The following is a 19380-nucleotide window of genomic DNA, read 5'->3' on the forward strand; positions in this document are numbered from 1 at the left end:
CTGACTGGAACGGATGCGGTCCGCGCAGGTGATGTGCCTCGAGACGATTTCGCATTTTCGCGGAGGGTTTCTGCTTGAAAAGAAACCGCTTCCATGCTATACTCATTCTTGTAATAAGGAATGAGCGATGTCCGTGGGAATGCAGGTTCATCGCCTGCCACCGCTATAACAGTTTATGAACGCCGTCCGAAGCCACCCATTATAAGGAAAAAAGTTCGCGAGCTTCTTAAACTGTTTCCTTGCAGCCGCTACCAGAAATGGTGGGGGCTGTTTTTTTGCCACAGAAAAAGGCCCGCGATGTGGCGGGCCTTACATATAGTCAGGTTTTGGGCCCACCATCCCGCGGGCCTGCACACCCTGTAGTTGGGTTCCGGTCCGCATGGTCGAGGTATCTAGTTGTCTTGTGCACTCGATGGCCAAGAACGCCATCAAGCACCCAAGCCAAACTAGCTACTCGACCATCCCGCGGGCCTGCACACCCTGTAGTTGGGTTCCGGTCCGCATGGCGGGGACATCTAACTGTCTCGTGCACTCGAGGCGAAGTGCGCCTCAAGCACCCGAGCCAAGTTAGCTGCCCCGCCATCCCGCGGGCCTGCACACCCTTACTTTGTCTTTGCTTCTTTTCGCCGGCGTTTCATGACATCGGCCAAGGCTGAGATCTCATTGGCTGAGGCTTTGCTGTCGTTGAGTTGCAGATATGGGAAACTCTTCAACAAACGGCGCTGGACTGCGTTGAGTTGCGGCAATTTATTTTCCGTATCACCGTGTTTGCGGTAGTCTTCCAGCCAGCCTCGATCCGCCGCGAGCTTGTCGGCTGCCTCGGTCGCCCGGGTGCGCAGCTCTGTTTTCTTCGCGTCGATCGACTCGCCGATGCGCTTGGTCGCCGCGCCGAAGGACAACATGTTGGCCAAGGTGAAGCCGAGGTCGAACATCATTAAGGCGATGAATACGATTGCGGCGAAAATGCCGTAAGCGGTGTCCAGGCGGGTGACGACGCTGGCGACCAGCGGATGGACGAATTTCACGATCGCGACGACGCCGAGGCCCCAAAAGGCGGAGATCGGCAGGGCGACGCGGCCGTTCAGGTTCAGGGGCACGTTGCTGTAATCCCACCAGCGGGCGTGGAAGAGTTTTTCCATCAGCCAGCTCGTGATGTATTCGATCACCGTGACCACCAGCGCGGACAGGAGATAGAGGACCACCAGATTATTTTGAAAAGGCGCGATTGCCGCAAGTACGGCGGTCATGGCAAAGCCGTAAACGGGGATGACCGGGCCGGTGAGAAAGCCGGAATTGACCCACTGGTGCTTTTTCACGCTGACATAGCCGCTTTCCCACAGCCAGCCGACAAAGGCATAGGCAAAAAAGTAAAGGACCCAATTCGTAAACGCCTGCTCAACCGCGATCTGATTCATTATAACGCCTCCATTCGTTGCTTTGACTTTAGCACAGGACTTGGCCTGCTGGCTAGCATGCGTTATTATTTGCACGAGAAGCGCCGCGGCTGGCAGGCGGAATCGCCGCGTTTGGTCGCTTGGCGGAAACGTTATTTGACGGTGGCTTTTGCCAGAGGAGGAAAAACATGTCGCTCGTTGCATTGATCTTGGTTGGCTTATTGGGCATCGAACATTTGGGTATTGCCGGGCTGGAAATGCTGGCAAAACCGGACGTGCAAGCAGGCGCCTTTGGGATGCCACTGTCGTTTGTCCAAGAACCCAACGCGCAAGTCGCGCTGAAAAATCAGGGCATTTATAATTTCGCGTTGGGCCTCGTCCTGTTATTGACGCTGGTCCTGCTGCATGGCCAGGCGCAAGTCGTGACGGCGGCGCTGCTGGCCGGCTTCGTGGCCTTGGTCGGGCTGTACGGCGGGGCGACGGTGACGAAGAAGATCTTTCTGCTTCAGGCGCTGCCGGGCGTCGTGACGCTGATCTTGGTGGTGCTTTAAGATGGCGGCGGAGAGCGAGCGCTTTTTCCTGCAAGGCGACCCCACTAATGCGGCGCCCATGGCCCATTACATGAAGGATCGGTTTCCGTTTCTCGGGGTCAAAACACCTGAACGGAAGCGGCAACTGCGACCGCTGCTTGCCGCCAGCCGGACCTGGTCGACCGAGGCGTTGCGGGCCGCTGTCGCAGAGCTGTATGCTCGGCCTGAGCGGGAATATCAGTATGCGGCGATCGACCTGGCCAGCGCCCGCGTGCAGCAGTGGACGCTGACGGACATGCGCTGGCTGGCCGATTTTGTTTCGGTAAAGGCCTGGTGGGACAGCGTTGACGCCTGGCGGATGGTGTTTGGTCGCTACATCGCGCGACATCCCGCGGACAAGGCGGCGATGTTCGACTGGTTTTTCGGCCAGGATGATTTTTGGCTTCGCCGCGTCGGCATCACGCTCCAACTGATGGAAAAACAGCAAACGGACACCGCGATGTTGGCGCGTGCGATCTTGGCGGACCGGACCACCCCGGAGTTTTTCATCCAAAAAGCGATTGGGTGGGCGCTGCGGCAGTACAGCAAGACGGACGCCGCCTGGGTGCGCGCGTTCATGGGGGGACCATGAGCTGATGCCGCTGGCGGTGCGCGAGGGCAGTAAATATCTTTGATTGGAGGCATCGGCGCTCAGGAACAACCGTGTCGCGCCGCCCCGCGAGTCACTTTGATTGACGAATGCGCCGGCCCCGCCGATAATTTGCCCATCACAGAAAGAGGAGGCGGCCGCGATGCAATTGACGATCGTGATCCCGACGTTTCAGCTGGGCAGCTATTTGCGGGGGATGTTGGATGATCTGACCCACCAGACGCAGGATTTTGAGTTGTGGTTGGTCGATGACGGGTCGACGGATGGGACGGGCAAAACGGTGGTGGACTTTGTGCGCGGGGTGCCGCAGTTTCACGCTGCCGTTTTTCCCAGCCACCGCGGCGTGTCGGCGGCGCGAAATTATGGACTGGACCGGGCGACGGGCGAAGCCGTGGCCTTTTTGGATGGCGATGACCTGATCGCCCCGAACTTTGTCGAGGTGCTGACTAGCGGATTTTCGGCGCCGGATGTGGTGGCTTCGAGCGTTGGCTACAACTGGTATTCGCGGCGTGGGGCTGGAAACCGGGCGATGATGCTCGATCAGCGCGCAATGTTTGAGCAGGTCAGCCATCATGGCACAGAGGTCGGCGGGTACGTCTGGAACAAGGCGTTTCGGCGGAGTGCGATCGAGGCGGCCAATTTGCGCTTTGATGAGTCTTTGACGTTGGCGGAGGACTATCTGTTTACCGCCGAGTTTGTCGCGGCAACGCCGGGCCGCTATGCGTATCAGCCCGCGGCGCTGTACACCAAGCGCAATCGCCCCGGAAGCACGATTCACACGGCCAGCTGGGCGGATCGGCGCGGAGAAGATGAAGTGTTTGCGAAAATGCGGGCGCTGGGGGCGCATTTGAAGTGACAGGAGGCCGCCGCGGGGCTGGTTTTTGGAGGGGTTGATAAAAGCCGGTTGCCTTGCCTCGTGCGTTTGGGGACTTGCCCTGCCAACTTGACATGACGGCCCATTCCAAGTTTTGCGGACGCCATCGTTTTTCCCTGATCCGGCCGGCATTTTCGGCGTAGGATGAGGATGACAACGGTTGCAAAACAACAAAGGCAGGTCATCAACGTGGAACTTCATGTGGCAACGTTCAACATCGCAGGTGGGCAGCATCCCGACTTGGAGGCCCTCCAGCGACTTTTCAGCCAGGAACACTTGGCGGTCATCGGGGTGCAGGAGATCGACCGGTTCACTGCGCGCAACCCGTTCGACATGCCGGCCGTGATCGGCGGCACGCAATACACGAATTCATTTGCCGAGGCGATGCCGCTGATGGGCGGGTCATATGGCATTGCGACTTTCGCCGACCGTCCGCTGGCAGACTGCGACGCCACGCATTTTGCCAGCCACGGCGAGGAACCGCGGGTGTTTCAGCGCGGCGTCTATCACGTGGCGGGGCACGACATTGCCGTCTACAACACCCACTTTGCCTTTGAAGATTCGGCGCTGCGGATCAATGAAGCGGCGCAGCTTCTGGACGCACTGGGCGCCGACCCACTCAAGGAGCAGATCGTGTTTGGCGATTTCAACATGGATCAGCGCCACGAGGAATGGCAGGTCCTGGCCGACCAGCTGAACATGGCCAATGGGCAGGACGGCAGGTGGCTGGACACGTACATGTGGCGCGATGCGACGATGCAGCAATTTGCCATCGACAATATCTTCACGAGCCGCATTTGACGATTTCCAATGTTCGCACCGTGACGCCGATCTTGTCGGATCATTTGATGTTGGCGGCAGATGTAGGATTTTATTGAAATAAGATTTTAGGGCCGTGACGGCGAGCTATTGCTGTCGCGGCCTCTTTTTTTGATTCAGGGTGTGCAGGCCCGCGGGATGGTGGCTCAGGCCGTCCCCCTTTTTCCCCGAAAAAACATTTCGCTGGCCGCCCCCAACGCGTAGACTGAAAGAGATCGTCACAACTGGAGGTTACGTCATGCAATTCACCTATCATCAGACCACCCTAAATTTTGAGACCCTGCCCACTGTTTTTTCCCCGACCGCCCTGGATCGTGGCACTCAGGCCATGCTGGATCTGGCGCCAGTGCAGGACGGCAGTCGCATCCTCGATTTAGGCTGCGGCGCGGGCTTTGTCGGGATTTATTTTGCCAAAACGCTGCCGGCCGCTCAGGTGACGATGGTGGATGTGCAGGAGGATGCGGTGGCGGTCGCGACGGCCAATGCCGCCCGCAATGGCGTTGCGCCGCGAATCCTCAAGAGCGATGGCTTTTCGGCGCTGGGCGGTGAGGTGTTTGATGTCGTGCTGTCCAATCCGCCGTACCACACCGATTTTTCCGTGGCCAAGGGGTTCATCGAAGGCGCGTACCGGCAGCTCGCGGTTGGCGGCACGCTGTACATGGTGACCAAGCGCCGCCTGTGGTACGAAAATAAGATTCGCGCGGTCTTCGGCGGGCTCCGCGTGGTCGAGCGCGATGGCTATTTTGTCTTCATCGCGGAAAAACGGCAAGGGGAGGCCGCGCGCCGCAAAGCCGCAACGGCCGCCAATAAGCACGGCCTGTCGAAAAAATTAGCCCGGAAACAAGGAAAGAAGTCTTCTCGTGAGTAAACGTGCCATCATGATCGTCACCGTTGCCTTATTGCTGTCAAACGCCATGAGTGGGCTCGACAGTACCATTGTGAACACCGCGCTGCCGGCGATCATCGCCGACTTGCACGGCCTGCAGTACATGGCGTGGATCGTCGCGTCGTTTTTGCTGGGGACCGCCGTGTCGACGGTCCTTTGGAGCAAGTTGGGCCAGCGCACCTCCAATAAATTTGCTTATGAACTGGCGGCCTTATTGTTTGTGCTTGGGTCGCTGCTTCAGGGACTGGCGCCGAACATGGCGTTTTTGATCGCGGCGCGGGCGCTGTCCGGGCTGGGCAACGGCGGTATGGTGTCCCTACCGTATATCATTTACGCCGATCTGTATCGTGATCCGCGCAAACGGATGCAGGTGCTGGGGCTAGTCTCCGGGTCCTACAGCATGGCGACGATCATCGGGCCGCTGGTCGGTGGGTACATCGTCGATACGTTTTCCTGGCACTGGGTCTTTTATCTGAACGTGCCGATCGGGCTGTTGTCGGCGTTGGTCGTCCAATCGTTTTATCAGGTGGCGAAAAATCGTCAGCAGCGGTCCCCACTGGATCGGTCCGGGGCCATTGCGATGGTGATCGGGCTGGTGTCCCTGCTGGCGGGCATCGAGCTGATCGGCACCGGCACCCTGGGCATGATCGTGTTGTTGCTGGCGATCGCAGCCGCTGGATTTGGCTGGTTGCTTTTTGCGGAAAAACGGGCGGTGGATCCGATCATTCCGGGCCGGCTTTTCAAAAATCGGGCGCTGGTCATCGATTTTGCCTTATTCGCGCTGATCTGGGCGGCGTTCATGAGCTTTATCACATACAGTCCAATGTGGGCGCAGGGCTTGCTGGGAACGTCGGCGCTGATCGGGGGCGCGACGCAGATTCCCAGCTCATTTGCGAATTTCTTCGGGTCGGCGTCGGTCGCCCCGATGCGTCGGCGACTGACGCCATATCGGGTGATCACGATCGGCATTTTGACCCTGACCATCGCGTTCGTCCCGCTGGTCATCGCTGGGGTCCACGCCCCATACTGGATCTTGCTGGTGGCTGGCGTGTTTGAGGGCTTTGGCAACGGGGCCTGCTTCACCGAACTGCAGGTCAAGGTACAGACCGATGCCGCAGCCGCGGATGTCCCAGTCGCCACGTCGTTCTCGTTTTTGATTCGAATGCTGAGCCAGACGTTCATCGCGGCCATTTCGGGCATCGTAATGAACCACGCGCTGGCCGCCGGGGTCGCCGCATCAGCCGGCCACATCACAATGGGCATGCTCAACAAGCTCAGCGACGCCAGCACCGTCGGCAGTCTGCCGCAACGTTTGCTGCCCGAAATGCGGACGATCTTGCATGGCGGGCTACACAACATCATGGCGGTGTCGCTGGCGCTGATGCTCGCGGCCTGGGTGCTGCATATTTGGTCCCAGCGCCGCGCGCGAGTGGCGGCGCGAACCGCGGGGTAGCTGACGGGCTCCCGGAAGAGGGGCGTTACTGCCTTGCACTGCCGGAACCGGGCGGAATGACCCAAGAAAGAAGGATGACACAATGACCGTGATCGATGATTATATTTTCAACCAACCCGAATCCGTGCAGCCACGCCTTCAGGAATGGGCGACGCTCTTGCGTGAGGCCCTGCCGCAAGCGGACGAGCGGCTCGCGTATGGCATGCCGGCTTTTTATCTGCAGGGGAAGGCGGCTGTCTATTTTGCCGCGAATCGCCAGCATGTCGGCTTTTACCCGACGCCGGCGACCATCACCGAATTTTCCGAGGAACTCCAGGCCTTTCACACGAGCAAGGGCGCGATTCAGTTTCCGTATGACCAGCCGTTACCGGCAAAATTGGTGCGGAAGATGGCCCAATGGCGCGCCGCCCATATGACTGATGAGCGGGCGACGGCGGCCGCGCCAGTTGCCCGCCAGCGGGAGACCATGCCGGATGCGGTCGCGGCGGCACTGGCGGCGCATGGCTTGCAAGAGGCTTATGATGCGCGCCCGCCGTATCAACAAAACGATTATCTGCGGTGGCTCGGCCAGGCAAAACGGCCCGCGACCCAGCAGGCTCGGCTGGCGCAACTATTGACGGAACTGGCGGCCGGCAATGTCTACATGAAGATGCCGTGGCAGCCGCGAAAGAGGTAAGCAAATGAAGACAAGTTATTACCGGGTGATTCAGACGATCGATACAAAAGATGATGATGGCCGGCCAGTCACATTGACGCCTGGCACCGGGCTGTACATCACGACCACGGCGGCGGTGAATGCGCAAGGGGATGCGTTGGTGGATGACGCGTATCTGCTTTTTGCAAAAGCGACGGGCCTGACCACGGAAGTCAGCCTTTCGAGTCAGCTGCTCGATTATTTAGCCCCGATCTCGGCCTTGGATTATCAGATCATCGCGGCCGAAGCCAAGTGAGTGTTGTGAGCAGGGACACAAACGAAAAAGTCTTGTGGCTGGCGTGCTTTTCGTTCTTTAATTGGAAGCTTTGAGCCGTGATTATTCGGCGTGATCTCACTGGCTAAAAGATTGTGATTCCGTTGCTTGACCAAGCGAAAGCGACGATTACATCGGACACTTTTCCGAATTGACGACAGCCAAGAAATTCACAAATGCAGGCGAAACCGATACAAACAATTTACAATTTTAGATGTTGACGTATCCGATTACTGGAGTTATTATAATCGCGACACTGAGAGGCGTGGAGGAGCTGGCCACGAGTTCTCTCCCAGCGTCGGTCAGTCCGGCGGGATCCAACCCGCGACCTACCCCGAGCGACGCAATGACGGTCACCTGTTACATGTTGGGTGACCCAAAGGGCTTAAACGGACCCGGTACTGGGGAGTACCGGAAAAATGTACCACCCAATTTCTAACTGAATAAGTTCCCTAACACCAACGGGAGGAATCTCGAAAATGAAGAGGGAAAGGGATCCAACCTAAAATTTGGCAGGTCGGAGGAGACTTCGGCCTGTTTGCTGTGCCGTCAGAACCTTTTTCGGTAATAGGCCCGACGCGAAGGCGCCGGGCAGACATAAAAACTGGGCGCAACCGCTGCGCCCAGTTTTTGTATGCGGGAATCTTCCCATTATCTTATTGATCCACATCTGCCACGCGCCGCAGGGTCACGGTGAGACCGGTCGCTTCGGCGTAGGTGTAGCGCGCCTCGATGCCTTTGACGATGCCACCGGCTTGTCCCTTCTGAAGGGCGGTGTGGTAGGTTTCCAGCCAGATGCCGACCGCCTCAAAGCCAAATTCGAAGCCTTCGAAGACTTGCATATACACGCGGCTGGTCGGCGAAGTTGTGTGAATGGTGATCGCCGTTACCTGGCCGCCGCGGATGTGCAGGGTCAGCGTCAACGTCCCATCATTGAGCAAACGTTGGTCGCCATCTGCGGCTGTTTTTGGCAAACGGTGATCAGGCAAAGCCATATTGCGATTATAGACGCGCTGGACATAGTCATAAGATCCCAGATCCATGGCGCTCGCCTCCTTATCGCCTGCATTATAGGCGCGGGGCGTGCAACCACGCAACGAATCTGACTCGCGCGGCGTGGGGTCAGCTTTCCTTTAAGTTAGGATGGAGCCAGCGCTCGACGAGTTGGCGGTTGGCTAGCAAAACAGGGACGAGAAGCACGAGCGCGAGGATCCCGCAGGACGGAAAGCCCCACAGCCCGGTCAATGCGTCCATCACGGAGCCGACATAGATCGAGCCGACCGGGGTGGTGCCTTGGTTGAGCAGCACGTACACACTCATGATGCGGCCACGCAATTCGTTTGGAATGTCGAACTGGAACGAGGCGTTGGACTGGTTGAGGAAGATCATGTTGCAAAAACCGATCAGAACCATCATCACCATGGCGAGCGGATACGAGCGGACGAAGAACATGGCCGCCTGCAAGCCCGCGGTGCCGACTGCGACCCACAGATAAATGTTGCGCTGCAGGCCAAACCGCGACAGGCAGCTCATCAAAAACGCTGCGGCAAGTGAGCCGATCCCGGTGGCCGAGAGCAGGTTGGCATAAATGTCCGCGCCGCCGCCCAGCACTTGGTTCGCGTAGATCGGGATGATGACATTATTGTTGAAGTTGAGCGTCGACACGATCAGCATCAATTCCGCACTCATGCGGATGCCGGCATGCGACCAAACATATTTAAGGCCATCTTTGACATCGGCCCACAACCGTTTCTTCGACGGGGTGGCGACGACCTTGGTCTGCTTGATCAAAAACAGGCCGCCGAGAACGGCTAAGTAGGAGATCGCATCAACGAGAAAACAGATGCCGACCGAGAATTTGACCATCAAGAGGCCGGCCAGTGATGGCCCGGCGATCTTGGCGAGGTTGAAGATCGTGGAGTTCAGTGAAATGCCGTTCATCAGATTTTTGCGGCCGACGAGTTCGACAACGAACGACTGGCGCGTCGGCGTGTCAAAACTCTGCAGGACGCCGTAACCGAGAGCGATGGCGAGTACCATCCAATACTGGACCACGCCAGTCATCACGATCACCGTCATGATGACACCGAGCACGAGAAAGCCGGCCTGCGTGATCATCAAAATGCGCCGCTTGGGATGGCGGTCGATCAATGAGCCTGCGACCAGCGTCAGGCCGAGAATCGGTAAAAACTGGCAGGCGGAGAGCAACCCCACCAGAAACGCCGACTTGGTCATTTGGTACACGAGCCAGGTCTGGGCGGTGCGCTGGATCCAGGTGCCCATGACGGAGATACACTGGCCGATCCAGAAATACCGGAAATTCTTTTCGCGAAGCGAGGAAAACATGGTGCCTAAGACGTTCAATGCGGCCGCATCCTTTACGGTAAGATAACTTCTACAATAGTCTTTAATTACACTGTGTCAATATAAAGACGGGTGTTGATCACGAAATCGCTCGTGGGGCATTCGATGGTGCGGCGAGGCGTAACGCACCCTTTTGTCTGGTGGTCTTGGTACAATACGGGTAGGCGGGGACGGCACACATGATTAGCACTATCTTCATTCAAGTGCTAAAAAAGTGCGCCGGTCGCCGGCAAATGCGTTATACTGTTGTTGTCCGTAAGGTAAGAAAACAATGATGGAGGTAAAGATCATGGCAGATGTTGAAAAGACGCTTGTACTTGATAAGCCGATGAACGCGGTGTTTGATTGGAGCGATTCCGAGACGCCGGTTCGCGATGCATTGTGGGACTACTACATGGAGAAGAACGGAAAGGATACGATCAAGACCGAAAAGGAAATGAAGCCGGTCCTGGACAAGAGCGATGATGAGGTCAAAGCCCTTGTGGAATCCGTTCTCAAGAAGTAATAGCCGACGCGTGCAACGCTGCGGCGACCCCGTTGTCCGAGGACAGCGGGGCTTTTTTTGATTCAGGGTGCGAAGCGCGGCGTTTAGGTCTGAACAGCTAGTGCGGCCTGGGTGGTTGATGGCGTCCTTGGCCATCGAGCGACCGGGACGACTAGATGTTTCAGACCTGCCGCGCGTAGCCCTACTACAGGATGCGGCGCCGAGCGTTCAGGGGTAGGCAGGCAGTGCGGGCTGGACGCGTGTGACCCGAAGTTGTTATGCTGCCTTTTTTTTCGAGGCGATGGCCCAGTTCTTTAATCAATTGGTCTACATCGCCAAAGGAAGATGAGTGCTGGGCTGGGGGTTCGGGCACTTTCCCTGGCGGAACCAGGAGCGGATGAGCCCGAAAAGTCGTTACCTGCGCGGGCAGACTGTGGTTCGACCTGTTTCGTTGGCTGATTGAAAGACGCAGGATACCGGCCTTTAAGACTACCGGTGAAGCTGCGAGAACGCCGCAGGGTCGCTGTTATTCAGTGGGCAGCATCTTGTTAAAAAATCGCCAATTATGTATAATTTATCTTCCAAGGAACAACATCGCCGTGGGGACGATGTGCGAGCGTTCGGGGGCATTTTTGGGAGGAAACCTGTATGGAGATCTTCGAGATTCTTGATGCAGATGAGCAGCGCCAGCTTCGATTATTACAATTTTTATTGCGGCAGAGTAAGCCGCTCAGTTTTGGTGCGCTCACACAACATCTTGCGCAGTCGCCAGCCACGCTTCACAGTGACCTGAGCGCCTTGTGCAATCGGTTGGTCCGGCTAGAAGGCGGGCTAACACTGGATCTGACGGATGATGTGATCGAGCTGCACGGGACGCATCAGTGGTCGGCCCAAGAAATCGACTATTATTGTTTTTTCGAGCGGTCGTTGTCTTATCGGCTCTTGATCGACCTGCTGATACATCCCGAGCTGAGTTTGGTTCAGCGTGCGGAGATGCTGCATATCAGCCGGGCGACGTTGGCGCGGCGGATTCGCGAACTCAATGGCCATCTGGAAGAATTTCAGGTGCAGATCAAGGCGGGGCGGCTGGCCGGCAGTGAGCCGCAGATCCGCCATCTGTTTGTTCAGTGGATCTGGGCGACGGTGCCGTATGATCTGATCGTCTCGCAGATCATGGTGCCTTCCGGAACAGCGGTGATCGAAGGCATCGAGCGCCGCAGCCCGGGACTTTTTTCCTGGGATGGGACAGTGCGGATGCAGCTGTATTTTGCCATCATGAAGGCGCGGGCGGCAAAACACACGGCGAATCTGCCCCGCGGGGTGTGCCTGGATGACGCGACGCCTGAGCTCGCGCTGATTCGCGATGTTGTGGCGACGCACGCCCATGCGACCGGCATGACTTGGACGGCCGGCGAACAACTGTGGCTCGAGCGCATGATGAAGGCGAACATGGCGTTTTCCACGGATAGCGAGGGTGGGCGGCGCGCGATCGCGGCTGAGACGGCCAAGGACCCGGCGATCACCGCACTGGATCGCACGATCGGCCAGCTGGTGCGCACATCGCTGGGCGCGTTCACGATTGCCGATGATGTGTTTGACATGCTGTCGTATTCCTTGCAGCAAAGCTATTTCAGCGTGCTGTATTTCAACGGCATCATCAACGTGCCCGCCAATTACATTCCGATGCCGGTCATGTTCCGGGTGCCAAGCGAACGCGTCACTAAGGTGCTTGTGCGGATGCGCCAGGCGACGGCCACGATCATGGCGACCCATGGCGGGATCTCAGCTGAAAAATTGGATGAGCTTTCCCTGCGTTACCGCATGGCAATGGATCTGGTGATCGCCAATATTCAGGATAAAATCGTGGTCGGCTGTAATTTTGGACGCGACCGGATGTTCACTGAGGCACAGATCGAATTGATCAGGCGTACGTTGCGGACCACGGTGACGGTGGATTTTGAGGCCTATCACCCTGCGCATCATTACGATGCCGTGATCACGGCGCGTCCAACCAGTGCCGCCGAGCGTCAGGACGCTCGAGTGTTCATTGTGCTGTCGCCGGATTTCACGCCGGACATGGGCGACCTGGAGCTGTTTTTGGAGCACATCTACATGCGCTTTTTAAGTGAGCGGTATGACCGGTTCGTCGCGGCCCAGCGGGAAACGGCCGGCGAAGACTAAGCGCTGGGAACTATTTTCAAATAAAACAAAAAAGTCATTTTCTCCGTCGTGGTTGGTCACGGAGAAAATGGCTTTTTCGGTTGAGCAGACGTCGTGCTAGATAGTTCGGAGACGCTGGTGAGCAACCGCTCTTGCTGTGGGGTGAGCCGGCTTGCTGTAGATACAAAGCCATGTGACCCAGCGCATTCACATGGCCGGCGGCAGATGCCGCTTCAAAAACAGACACTCAATTCGCGAAGAAGAGATCAAGCGGTGAAACGCCGCTGCCACCTGTTTGGACGCAGGTCTGAAGAGAAATGCCGCCGTATTGCGCCTTCAGTGCCTTCAGGGTTGTGATCGCTGCCTGGTCATTGACCACGTGGCGCTTGATGGCAACCAGGTGGTATAGATGACCGTTCACAGTGATTGGTGCGCCGATGCTGAGCTGTTGCAGGGCATCATGCGCGACCCCGGTGGCCTCGACCAGATAATGGTTGGCCACCGCCGTCCATGAATAGACGCGGTCGCCCGGCACGTGGCCAAGTCCAGTGAAGGTGCCAATGGTAAACGTTTGGCCCGCCATCGTGAGTCCACGGACCGGTTTTGGCGCGGTCGGCTTTTTGACGGTCGACTTTGCAGGCGTGGCGGCCTGCTCAGCAGGGGCCTTGCTGACCGGCTTTGCGGGCGTGGCCGTCTTGCGTTTGGTCGCAGGCTGAGCGGCTTTTGCAGAGGCGGCTTGTGCGCTCACGGTTGTGGCTTGCTTGGCTGGCGCTTGCGTTGCCGGTTTTGCAGGCGTTGCGGCCGGTTTTGGACTGGCCTGGACCCGCTCTTTCGGCTTTTGCACACGGACGGACGGTGCGGAAACGGCTGGCTGCTGCCGGTTGCTTCGGTTCACCACCGGGACGACCGGCGCTGGCGCGGAAACGACGAGCGCTTCCGTTGCGGCCGGGCTCGTGGCGCCTTGTTGTCCGCAGCCCGCGCCAAACACGACAAAAATCAGGGCCGCGACGGCTGCCGTGATCTGCTTCTTGTTGACCAAAAAAATTCCCCCAGAAACTGTAAAACAGATGGCGATCCCCATCGCCGCATTACTTACACACCTAGTATGATGTCACATGCCAACTTTCGAAAGTGCTCAGTAATTGATTCTAATAAATAAATTAGTGAGACATTCACATCGCGAATGCCAGTACCTCGGAAAGTGGTGGTTACGGCCTTTCCTATATAAAGAACGCCGGTTTTTTAACGAAAAATCGTCCTTTCGCCTAGACCAATTTTGCTGTTCGCGTCCAATTTCCGAAACGAATTTTGTCAATATTGGCAACGAACTTGTTTTTTTTAATGCTACGCTCAACTTGTTCGAAAACGGTTTCTATCTGCACTAATTAGAATATGGCATAAACAATTCAGCACGGGAACGGTTTTTTCACGGTCATGTGGGGACGGTGAAAATACCAACCGGCTGAAGGCTTTTCGGCATTGCTACGCGATCGATCGGTTATTTCCGGGCGGCTGGCGTGGCGGGCTAGACCAGACTGGAGGGTTCGGAGCATGAAAGAGCACTATAAGATGTACAAAAAGGGCAAAACGTGGTTGTTTGCCCTGGTGTTAGGCGCAACACTTGTGGTCGGCGGTGGGTCAATCGCCCAGCCGGTTGCTGCGGCGGGCGAGCCTGCGGGACAAAGCGAAGTCGCGGCCAACACGGCGATCGTCACGACAACGGATATCAATGGTGATCTGTCGGTCAATCCGGCGCAGACCGGGCAAGAGATCTCGGTCAGCGGCGATACGATGGCCCAAAACTTCACGGCGCGCTCCGCGACAAACGGAGATCCGTTGACGATCGACGGGAATGACGTGCAGCTGACGACTGGGTATGAGACTGAGTCGGATGGAGAAAATTCAAATTCTTATCCGGCTGGTATTGGAATGGTCGTCGCCAAACGGCAGGTCGACTTCACGACTGATTTTCATATCAACATTACGACGAACATCGCATGGGACCCGTCTATGAGCGATTGGCTGGGTGGGGATGGGACGGCGCTGTTCTTTGAAGACGTCTCACCTGAGGACGCACCAGTCACCGCTCAGACTGGTGGCCAACTGGGTATCAGCTACGATGCGACCAAGCTGCTTAGCTTCAATGTGTCCACGAATGCGCTGGGCGCTTCGCCGTCAAAATACTATGACGCTGATGGGAGCATACAATCTTGGACCACACCTGGCATCACGTATTACACGTCGGGCCTGAATCCCGGCCTAGCGTTGGACAAACCGGTCTCTACGGGTATCGTGCCATCTGAAGCCGAAGCAGGGGCGCTCACATACACATTTGACCTCAGCTATGATGCGGCCGCGCAGACAATCACCACGACGGTCTATGATGATAGCGGTACTCAGGTCGCGCGGTGGACGAACGACTACATGCCGAAACAGTACGCCGGCACGCCATTCTCCATCGTTTTGACCGGTTCCACTGCGGCTTCTCATGCCGCGTATTCGGCCACGTTCAACGATTTTTCCTATACGCCGATCGAGACGACACTGGACATTGATTCGACGGGGCTGCCGGCGGGTGTCACCGGCCCATCGCAGACTGGACTAAAGGGCCTGCCTGGCGACGTGATCGCATTTTATCCTGCAGGGACCACGGCACCGACGACGGATAAGGACGGTAATGCTGTGACAGCGGCTTATCCGGTCAACGCGATCGGCAATTCGCGGCTGGATGGCGCACAGTTCATCACCCTGTCTTCTGATGCGGCTCAAAATGATATTGAGTTGCCATTTGTCACATATGGCAATGTCACGGTCAATTATGTTGATGAAAATGGGAACGCGATCGCCCCAAGCAAGAAGCTGGACGAGGCACTCCTGGGGACGCCTTACACGGTTGAGGCCCCGAGCATCGAAAATTATATTTATGATCCGACGGCGGAGGGCTCTTCCCCGTTGACTGGCACTTACACGGCCGGCGATCAGCAGGTGACCCTGGTTTATCGTCCGTCTCACGTGGAGACGACGCCGGTCAAAGCCGGCGATCTGACCGTGAAGTACGTCGATGATTATGGCAATACGATCAAAGCGGATACGGTCCGCGCGGGCTATGTGGGCAATGGTTACTCGGTAACCGCGCCGGAGCTTGAGAATTATACCTTCAATAAAGTTGCCAGTGGCTCCGCTGCATTGACAGGCACTTTGAAGGCCGACGCTCAGACAATCACCCTGGTCTATACACCAAAACGCGGTGAGACGACCCCAGTCAAAGCCGGGGACCTGACCGTGAAATATGTCGATGATTACGGCAATACGATCAAAGCGGATACGATCCGCGCGGGTTATGTTGGAAATGGCTACTCGGTAAACGCGCCGGAGCTTGAGAATTATACCTTCAACAAAGTCGCTTCCGGCTCCGCTGCATTGACTGGCACTTTGAAGGCTGACGCTCAGACGATCACCCTGGTCTATACACCAAAACGCGGTGAGACGACGCCGGTCAAAGCCGGTGATCTGACCGTGAAGTATGTTGATGATTACGGCAATACGATCAAAGCGGATACGGTACGTTCGGGCTCTGTTGGGAATGGCTATTCTGTAACGGCACCGGAGCTTGAGAATTATACCTTCAATAAAGTCGCTTCCGGCTCCGCTGCATTGACGGGCACTTTGAAGGCCGACGCACAGACCATCACCCTAGTCTATACACCAAAACGCGGTGAGACGACGCCGGTCAAAGCCGGTGATCTGACCGTGAAGTATGTCGATGATTACGGCAATGCGATCAAAGCGGATACAAGCAAGTCTGGTTATATTGGCAATGGCTACTCGGTCACGGCGCCAGAGCTTGAGAACTATACATTCAAGAAGGTTGCCAGTGGCTCCGCCGCATTGACGGGTACGCTCAAAGCTGACGCACAGACCATTACCCTGGTCTATACGCCAAAACGCGGTGAGACGACGCCGGTCAAAGCCGGAGACCTGACCGTGAAGTATGTCGATGAAGACGGCAACGCCATTGCACCCGATGCGGTCCATACCGGCTCTGTTGGAAATGGCTATACTATCGCGCTGACCACCATCAAGGGCTATCACTACACGGCGCTGGGCGCGGGTTCTGCAGCACTGGCTGGCCGGTTGACCGCTGACGCACAGACTGTGATTCTGGTCTACACCAAGGATGCTGTGACCCCGTCGACGGATCCGTCCACCAAGCCAGCCACCAAACCTGAGTCCAGGCCTGATACAAAACCTGATTCCAAGCCTGCGACAACGGACGAGACGACGACCAATACGGAAGACAAGTCGACCACGACAAAGACGTCTGATCAGAAGTCAACGGACAAAAAAGATGCTGCTGCATCGCTTCCGCAGACTGGCGAGACTGCGACTGAACCACTGACCGCTTTGGGCCTCGTGGTTTTGGCAACGTCGGCGCTTCTGCTCGGTATGCGCAAACAGCGCCGCGAGTGATTGATCAACCCATCAAACAAGGCCTGGCCAACTCGCTGGGCCTTGTTTGATTCGATGAATACAACCGCATCTTGTTGTTGTGAGAAAAATAGTTATACCGGATTAACTAATTTCATCTTTTGTAAAATCCGATTGTTATTTTGGAACTGTGTTTTTGGCAAAAGAACACAACCGCATCACACCGCCGTTTGTTGATTAAAACCGCGCTATATAAGTGATAACGGTTAATCATTTCACGAACCTTTGCCAATTTGATATTGTTACAGATTTCGGTTATAATTAAGACAGTAATGATAACACTGATAATTTTTACGAGTTATTGGCTCGTGCTGTGGCGAGTTGCTGTTGTCGAGTGACATCGTGTCTAGGAGGTTCTTTATAAATGGCTAAAATGACAAATGAATCGAAACATCGTGTGAAGTTGTACAAGCGCGGCCGTCAATGGGTCGCGATGGGCTTGACGGTCCTGGCACTCGGCAGTGCGGTCGCGGTCACGTTGCCAATGACGGCCCCGGTCCAAGTGGTACAGGCGGCTGACGATGATGTCACGATTCCGACCTTTAATGGGGTTGGGCGGATACAGTTGACCGGCAATACAGCGACAAATCCGCAACCCGTAACGTTGGTGATCGAATATATCGACGTTGATAACAATAATGCAGTGCTGGAGCGCGACATCTTCGCCAACCAGCAGACGGGTAATACAGGTACGTATAATACCGTGGACACAAATTTGACCCCGCTGGATGCCTATAACTTTGGCTCGCAACCGAATCGCTATCAATACACGCAGGGCAACACTGTCAACTTTTCTATCCCCGAAGATGCCACCGGCGAATACGTGGTTCAATTCCCAATGAAGCAGGTCCACGCATATGACACCACGACGACCAGCCTCGCCGTCAGCTACACGGGTCTGCCCAATGCCGCAAGCTATGCGACAAACGCGACCTACACTTGGAACACGGACACCAACAACGCGACTGGCCAGGTTGTTTACACCTATGCCGGACTGAGCGGACTGACGCTGCCGACTGTGATGGGCTATTCGACGACCGCGACGCAGGCCAGCGCGACCCCTACCGTCACGACCTACGATACGCTGACGAATGGCGCGCCACAGGATACGTCGATCACGTTCAACTATACGGCTGACCCGCAATACTCGTATATCCAGTACATCGATGATGACAATAATCACTACCAAGTTGGGACGCTCGAGAACCTCTCCGGTGTGACCGACGAAACGATCAACTGGACGGCGACCGTCCCAGATGGCTATCAGCTCGCGGACGGCCAAGCCGCCAGTGGGACGTTGACCTTGTCTTACAACGAGGATGGCGACATGCCTGTCGTGCAGGTTCACCTGACGCACAAGCACACGCAATCGACCATGACGACCACGAATTCAGTGGCCTACACCTACGCGGAAACGGACGGCTTTTTACCTGCGGCCCAGCGCACGGCCTTGCCTGCCACGCAGAACGTAACGGTGCAGTGGCAAGGCGACACCGACGAAGCGACTGGCATCACGACCTGGACGCCAGGCACTGAGACAAATACGGTGACAAATCCCGCTGTGAACGGCTATCATGCGGCGGCGGCCACCACCGATTTTTCCCAGACAAGCACGACCGCGACGCCTGCGGATCAGACGCAGACGGTCGCCTATGAAGCGGATCCCGAAACGGTGACGGTCGAATTCGTCGACGCCGATGGGAATGTGCTGAAGCAGCAGGTCCTCAACGGTTACACGGATCAGCAGCTGACCATCGACACCGCGGCGCTTGGCTTGCCGGACGGTTATGTGCTGGCAAGCGGGCAGGCCGCCAGCGTGGCGTACGTACTGACGGGGGATGCGGACCAGACCATCCAGATCCACCTCATCAGCAAGGACGCTTCGACCGGCAATGACACCACGGATCCGGACAACAATACCGGCAACCCGGATACCAATACCGGCAACCCAGACACCAACACCGGCACCCCGGATACTGATTCGGACACCACGACCGATAATCAGGGCAAAGACTCCGAGTCGACGGACAGTCAGAAGCCGACAACACCGAAGTCCGAGACGACTACTGGCCAAGCGAAAACAGCGCAGACGACGAAGGCCAAGAATGGCCAAAATAGTCTGCCGCAGACCGGCGACGAAACAAGCCCGGCCGGCGTCATTGCAGGGCTGGTCGTGATCGGCCTCTTGTTCGGTTTTGCCGGCAAGCGCAAGCATGACGGTCAAAACGAGGCGTAATGGCTCATCGCCGCACGCCCGGTAACGCACTCAAGGCATCCTCATCAGGCACTTTCGCTGGTGGGGGTGCCTTTT

The 19380-nt window shown here is 56.7% G+C and carries 15 protein-coding genes and 1 pseudogene; 12 read left to right on the forward strand and 4 right to left on the reverse strand.

Going from position 1 to position 19380, the window contains the following annotated elements:
• Nucleotides 1–602: 602 nt before the first annotated feature.
• A complete protein-coding gene (locus JUE67_RS03765; protein WP_203626239.1) occupies nt 603–1415 on the reverse strand; it encodes a putative ABC transporter permease in 813 nt (270 codons plus the stop codon).
• Between the two features lie 167 nt (nt 1416–1582).
• Between JUE67_RS03765 and JUE67_RS03770 the strand changes: the two genes are divergently transcribed.
• The 8 genes and pseudogenes from JUE67_RS03770 to JUE67_RS03805 all read left to right on the forward strand — a co-directional run bounded on the left by JUE67_RS03770 (nt 1583) and on the right by JUE67_RS03805 (nt 7555).
• Nucleotides 1583–1945 (forward strand): DUF1304 domain-containing protein, encoded by a 363-nt coding sequence (locus JUE67_RS03770; protein WP_203626238.1) that lies wholly within the window; start codon nt 1583–1585, stop codon nt 1943–1945.
• Between the two features lies 1 nt (nt 1946).
• Nucleotides 1947–2598: pseudogene (locus JUE67_RS03775) on the forward strand (DNA alkylation repair protein).
• Between the two features lie 117 nt (nt 2599–2715).
• Nucleotides 2716–3429 (forward strand): glycosyltransferase family 2 protein, encoded by a 714-nt coding sequence (locus JUE67_RS03780; protein ID WP_203626236.1) that lies wholly within the window; start codon nt 2716–2718, stop codon nt 3427–3429.
• Between the two features lie 162 nt (nt 3430–3591).
• The gene (locus tag JUE67_RS03785; protein ID WP_203636985.1) at nt 3592–4248 is read left to right on the forward strand and encodes an endonuclease/exonuclease/phosphatase family protein; all 657 of its coding nucleotides are present in this window, start codon (nt 3592–3594) and stop codon (nt 4246–4248) included.
• Nucleotides 4249–4504: 256 nt separating this feature from the next.
• On the forward strand, nt 4505–5134 hold the full coding sequence (locus tag JUE67_RS03790; RefSeq protein WP_203626234.1) for a class I SAM-dependent methyltransferase: 630 nt from the start codon (nt 4505–4507) through the stop codon (nt 5132–5134).
• Nucleotides 5127–6605: an MFS transporter gene (locus JUE67_RS03795; protein ID WP_203626233.1), complete on the forward strand. Its 1479-nt coding sequence runs from the start codon at nt 5127–5129 to the stop codon at nt 6603–6605. The genes JUE67_RS03790 and JUE67_RS03795 overlap by 8 nt, the downstream gene beginning before the upstream one ends.
• Before the next feature lie 82 nt (nt 6606–6687).
• Nucleotides 6688–7281: a YdeI/OmpD-associated family protein gene (locus tag JUE67_RS03800; protein WP_203626232.1), complete on the forward strand. Its 594-nt coding sequence runs from the start codon at nt 6688–6690 to the stop codon at nt 7279–7281.
• 4 nt (nt 7282–7285) lie between these two features.
• On the forward strand, nt 7286–7555 hold the full coding sequence (locus JUE67_RS03805) for a hypothetical protein (protein ID WP_203626231.1): 270 nt from the start codon (nt 7286–7288) through the stop codon (nt 7553–7555).
• A gap of 674 nt (nt 7556–8229) precedes the next feature.
• Here JUE67_RS03805 and JUE67_RS03810 read toward each other — a convergent pair.
• Nucleotides 8230–8616 (reverse strand): hypothetical protein, encoded by a 387-nt coding sequence (locus tag JUE67_RS03810; RefSeq protein ID WP_203626230.1) that lies wholly within the window; start codon nt 8614–8616, stop codon nt 8230–8232.
• A 79-nt stretch (nt 8617–8695) separates the two neighbouring features.
• Nucleotides 8696–9919, reverse strand: coding sequence for an MFS transporter (locus JUE67_RS03815; protein WP_203626316.1), 1224 nt, complete (start codon nt 9917–9919; stop codon nt 8696–8698).
• Nucleotides 9920–10226: 307 nt separating this feature from the next.
• Between JUE67_RS03815 and JUE67_RS03820 the strand changes: the two genes are divergently transcribed.
• A complete protein-coding gene (locus JUE67_RS03820; RefSeq protein ID WP_125696644.1) occupies nt 10227–10442 on the forward strand; it encodes a P8 family protein in 216 nt (71 codons plus the stop codon).
• A gap of 627 nt (nt 10443–11069) precedes the next feature.
• A complete protein-coding gene (locus tag JUE67_RS03825) occupies nt 11070–12602 on the forward strand; it encodes a helix-turn-helix domain-containing protein (protein WP_203626229.1) in 1533 nt (510 codons plus the stop codon).
• A 226-nt stretch (nt 12603–12828) separates the two neighbouring features.
• Here JUE67_RS03825 and JUE67_RS03830 read toward each other — a convergent pair whose 3' ends face one another.
• Entirely contained in the window at nt 12829–13620 is a 792-nt protein-coding gene (locus JUE67_RS03830; RefSeq protein ID WP_203626228.1) for a hypothetical protein, read from the reverse strand.
• 512 nt (nt 13621–14132) lie between these two features.
• Here JUE67_RS03830 and JUE67_RS03835 point away from each other — a divergent pair.
• Both JUE67_RS03835 and JUE67_RS03840 read left to right on the forward strand, forming a co-directional pair.
• Nucleotides 14133–17051, forward strand: coding sequence for a MucBP domain-containing protein (locus tag JUE67_RS03835; protein WP_203626227.1), 2919 nt, complete (start codon nt 14133–14135; stop codon nt 17049–17051).
• A 382-nt stretch (nt 17052–17433) separates the two neighbouring features.
• Nucleotides 17434–19305, forward strand: coding sequence for an LPXTG cell wall anchor domain-containing protein (locus JUE67_RS03840; protein ID WP_203626315.1), 1872 nt, complete (start codon nt 17434–17436; stop codon nt 19303–19305).
• Nucleotides 19306–19380: the final 75 nt, after the last annotated feature.

The organism is Lacticaseibacillus mingshuiensis (assembly GCF_016861785.1).
Taxonomy (GTDB): Bacteria; Bacillota; Bacilli; order Lactobacillales; family Lactobacillaceae; genus Lacticaseibacillus; species Lacticaseibacillus mingshuiensis.